This is a genomic window from Desulfosarcina sp., from assembly GCF_033791525.1.
Classification (GTDB): domain Bacteria; phylum Desulfobacterota; class Desulfobacteria; order Desulfobacterales; family Desulfosarcinaceae; genus Desulfosarcina.
Genome location: NZ_JASJGN010000118.1, coordinates 1 through 4304, shown reverse-complemented (window position 1 = coordinate 4304; position 4304 = coordinate 1). Strand labels below are relative to the sequence as shown.

4 protein-coding genes are annotated in these 4304 nt (G+C 57.9%); all 4 read left to right on the top strand.

Annotation, left to right across the window (positions count from 1 at the left end; all coding sequences use genetic code 11):
* Nucleotides 1–261 (top strand): hypothetical protein (locus tag QNK41_RS05610; protein ID WP_319254623.1); only part of this gene is annotated, 261 nt, incomplete at its 5' end.
* A gap of 302 nt (nt 262–563) precedes the next feature.
* Nucleotides 564–2222, top strand: a complete 1659-nt coding sequence (locus QNK41_RS05605; protein ID WP_319254621.1) for a protein adenylyltransferase SelO — start codon at nt 564–566, stop codon at nt 2220–2222.
* A gap of 310 nt (nt 2223–2532) precedes the next feature.
* Entirely contained in the window at nt 2533–2718 is a 186-nt protein-coding gene (locus tag QNK41_RS05600; RefSeq protein ID WP_319254619.1) for a hypothetical protein, read from the top strand.
* 78 nt (nt 2719–2796) lie between these two features.
* Nucleotides 2797–4248 (top strand): lytic transglycosylase F, encoded by a 1452-nt coding sequence (locus QNK41_RS05595; RefSeq protein ID WP_319254616.1) that lies wholly within the window; start codon nt 2797–2799, stop codon nt 4246–4248.
* The last annotated feature ends 56 nt before the right edge of the window (nt 4249–4304 follow it).

The window sequence follows — 4304 nt, the reverse complement described above, 5'->3', positions numbered from 1 at the left end:
CACTCGATCGTCTGGGAGTCAGACAAGCTCGTCACCATCACGGTATTCGGTAAAGCTGACCCCGGCGGTACCGGCGGCGCCATTTCGTTTTCATCGCCGCCCCAGAACTATCAGGAAGAGGTCGAACCGGCCGCCGAGACTGAGGCTTCACCGGCAGACGACCCTGAACCGGAAGATGCCTCAACCCCGGAGGCTGTCATCCCGGGCGGCACGTCCGCTGCGGAAGGAGCCGGGGTCGGCAATCCACCTGCCGTGGAATGATCCATGGTCCGGCAACGCCGGTCACCCGATTTTATTACGTCGACTCCTCCCTGAACCGTGATAGCGAGGGCGTTCCCCGCGGCTTTTTGCGGGGAATCTTCAATCTTTCCAACCCCCTTCCCGCATCCCCCATTCCCTCGTTTTGAGCCCGCGGTATAGCATCTTTGGGGTTCAGTGCTTAACTTGAAAAAAGTTGCCGATCAGAAACCAAACACCGGCCATCCGTGCAAGCCACTCAGGCAACATTATCGGACTATCCGATGGCGGTGTGTGATATGCCGATGAGCGAAGGGACGGTCCGGATGAACCTACTTGAATCAGCCGATTTTATTTCACCCAGTCAGACGTCCACAAAAACACAAGAAACCCTGGACGCGCTGCGTTTTGACAACCGCTTCACCCGTGACCTGCCTGCCGATCCTGATCGTCAAAACCGGCGCCGTCAGGTGACTGGGGCGTGCTATTCCCTGGTCAATCCCACGCCCGTGGCGGCGCCCCGGCTGGTTGCGTATTCGCGGGAGGTGGCCGACCTGCTGGGCCTTTCAAAAAAGGCCTGCGAATCAGATGCGTTCACCCAGGTGTTCACCGGCAATCGTCTGCTGCCGGGCATGCAACCCTTTGCCATGTGCTACGGCGGTCACCAGTTCGGCAACTGGGCCGGTCAACTGGGAGACGGCCGGGCCATCAACCTGGGCGAAATCGTCAATGGGCATTCGCAGCGATGGATGCTACAGCTGAAAGGGGCCGGCCCAACGCCTTATTCACGAACGGCCGACGGGCTGGCGGTGCTGCGCTCGTCGGTGCGCGAGTTCCTGTGCAGCGAGGCCATGTTTCACCTGGGCGTGCCCACCACCCGTGCGCTGAGTCTGACCCTGACCGGTGAGGAGGTGGAGCGGGACATGTTCTACGACGGTCATCCCAAACTGGAACCGGGGGTTGTGGTCTGCCGGGTTTCGCCGTCATTTACGCGCTTCGGCAGCTTCCAGATCTTCGCCGCCAGGGATGAAATGGACGTATTGAAGCAGCTGGCGGACTATACGCTCCGCACCGATTTCCCCCACCTGGGTGAACCGTCGCCGGATGCTTACCTGCGGTGGTTCGAGGAGGTGTGCCGCCGCACCGCCGAAATGATCGTCCACTGGATGCGGGTGGGATTCGTTCACGGCGTGATGAACACGGACAACATGTCCATTCTCGGCCTGACCATCGACTACGGCCCCTATGGCTGGCTGGAAAATTACGACCCCAACTGGACACCCAACACCACCGACGCCGCCGGGCGCCGCTACCGTTTCGGCCATCAGCCGGCCATTGCCCAGTGGAATCTCGCCCAGCTGGCCAACGCCATCTATCCGCTGATCGGGCAGGCCGAGCCCCTGCAGGCGGTCCTGGACAATTACGTGAACAAATACCGGCAGGGCTGGCAGCAGATGATGGCCCGCAAGCTGGGATTGAATGCATACGATCCGGCAACGGACGAGGCGTTGATCACCGAGCTGCTGGCCATTTTACCTCTGGCCGAAACCGACATGACCATCTTCTTCCGCCGGCTCGCCCGGCTGGATGGAGAAGACCCCGCCCTGGCCGTAGCCGCTGATGAAGCAATCATGGCCCCGCTCATGGACGCCTATTACGTTCCCGAACAATTGACGGATGAAATCCGCAGCCGGACCGGCAACTGGCTTCGACGCTATCTGAAACGGGCCGGCCGGGACAACATCCCCCACCAGACCCGACGCCGTCGCATGAATGCGGTCAACCCCAAATATGTGCTTCGCAACTACATGGCGCAAATGGCCATCGACAAGGCCGAAAAGGATGATTTTTCGCTGATTCACGAACTGCTCGACCTGCTGCGTCGCCCCTACGACGACCAGCCGGAAAAGGAGGCCTTTGCCGCCAGACGGCCGGACTGGGCCCGCCACCGTCCCGGCTGTTCCATGTTATCGTGCAGCTCCTGAAAGCTTGACGGATCCTTAAGAAGTCCGATATCTGCGTTACGCTTCATCCCTCGTCACTGCGGCGTACCGTCAGTACGCCTCATTCCTCGGGATTCGCAAGCCTTGATCTCGGGCTTCTTACGAAACCGTTTGAGATTCGCTACTATCGTGGTTGAAGGCTATTGATGCGACGATTTGTGATTAAATGTCTCGTTGTCCTTGAATTCAAACCCATTTCTTTTATTCTTGATAAACACTGCAACCGATTTAATGATGCATTGCAAATAATTCACTCTTTTACACTCAAACTTTCGGTGAGAGGAGAAAACTAATGGTTGATGCAAATGATAACCGTGACGCCGGTCACGAACTGAAATGCCCGGAGTGTCGTGCCGAGCTGAAGCGCCGCCGATCCCGCCGCCCCGATGCGTGCGAGATGGTTTGCGGGGGATGCGGACAGATTTTTGATGTGTGCGATATGGACACGGTAGCCCAGCTGAAAGAAAAGGCGCCTTGACAAGCGTGTCGCAGACGGATGAAAATGAGCCCGGTCAAATAAACCACTTTTCTCTTACTGGAACGAACCGAGCGAACCATGATCCGGAGCCTTGCCGTTCTGCTCACGATTTTTTTTTGGCTGGCCCTCTTCGCACCGGCCCGAGCCCAGGAGGCCGATAACAGCCATCCCCTCGATGCACACCTGACTGATAGCTACGCCGAGGATCTGGGCGGTCTGCTGGAGAGAAAATACATCCGCATTCTGACCACCTACAACCGGACCAATTTCTTCCTGGCCCGCGGCAAGCTGCATGGCTTCGAATATGCCCTGCTTAGGCAATACCAGAAGGCCTTGAACAAGGGTGTCACCCGCAGGGAACTCCAGATTGTTTTCGAGTTCATCCCGGTCGCCCGGGATCGTCTGATTCCCGACCTGGTCGAGGGGTACGGAGACATCGCCGCTGCAGGCCTGACAATCACGCCGGAGCGGCAAAAGCAGGTCGATTTCACCACCCCCTATGTGACCGGCATCGATGAGGTGCTGGTCACCCACAAGGCGGTCGCCCCCATTCAAGACGTCACCGCGCTTTCCGCACACAGCGTCTTCGTGCGTCCGAGCAGCAGCTACCACGAGAGTCTGCTGGCGCTCAACCGCCGTTTGAGTGCGCAGGGTTTGTGGCCAGTCAAGATCGTTCCGGCAGATGAAAACCTGGAAACCGAAGACATCCTGGAACTGGTCAATTCCGGAGCGATCGCGCGTACGGTTTGTGACAGCCACATTGCCGCCGCCTGGGCCGAGATTCTCACCGACATCCGGGTCTTAGGCGATGTGACCTTTCGAAAGGGCGGAGATATCGCCTGGGCCGTGCGTAAAACCAGCCCGACGCTCAAGGCCAGCCTGGATCGTTTTGCCAAGAACCACCAGAAAGGGACCCGTCTGGGGAACATCCTGTTTAGTCGCTACTACGAACAAACGACCTGGATCAAAAATCCGCTGGCGGGCAATCCGGGGAAAAAGTTGGCGGCTTATGCCCCGCTATTCAAGGAATATGCCGCCGAATATGGCTTCGACTGGCGGTTGATCAGTGCCATGGCCTTTCAGGAATCCGGTTTCGACCATAAAAGAGTCAGCCCGAAGGGAGCGGTCGGTATCATGCAGGTCCGCCCCGAAACCGCTGCCGATCCAAATGTCGGAATTCCGGACATCAGCAGCGTGGCAAACAACATCCAGGCGGGGGTCAAGTATTTGAAGTTTCTGCAAGACCAATATTTTGATGACGCGACGATTCTTCCCCAGGATCAGGTGCGTTTCAGCCTGGCCGCCTATAACGCCGGTCCGGGCAGAATGCGCCGGGCGAGGAAAAAGGCCATACGCATGCAACTGGACCCCAACCGGTGGTTTCGCAATGTGGAAATTGCCATGCTGAAAATCGTCGGCCAGGAGACCGTCCGCTATGTCAGCAACATCAACAAATACTACGTCATCTATAGGACTGCGCTTGAGCGGGTTGAGAAACGCGAAGCGGCCATCGAACGGGTTAAAAATTAGCCATGATCAAATTCATCCACAGCGCCGACATCCACCTGGACAGCCCGCTGCAGCGC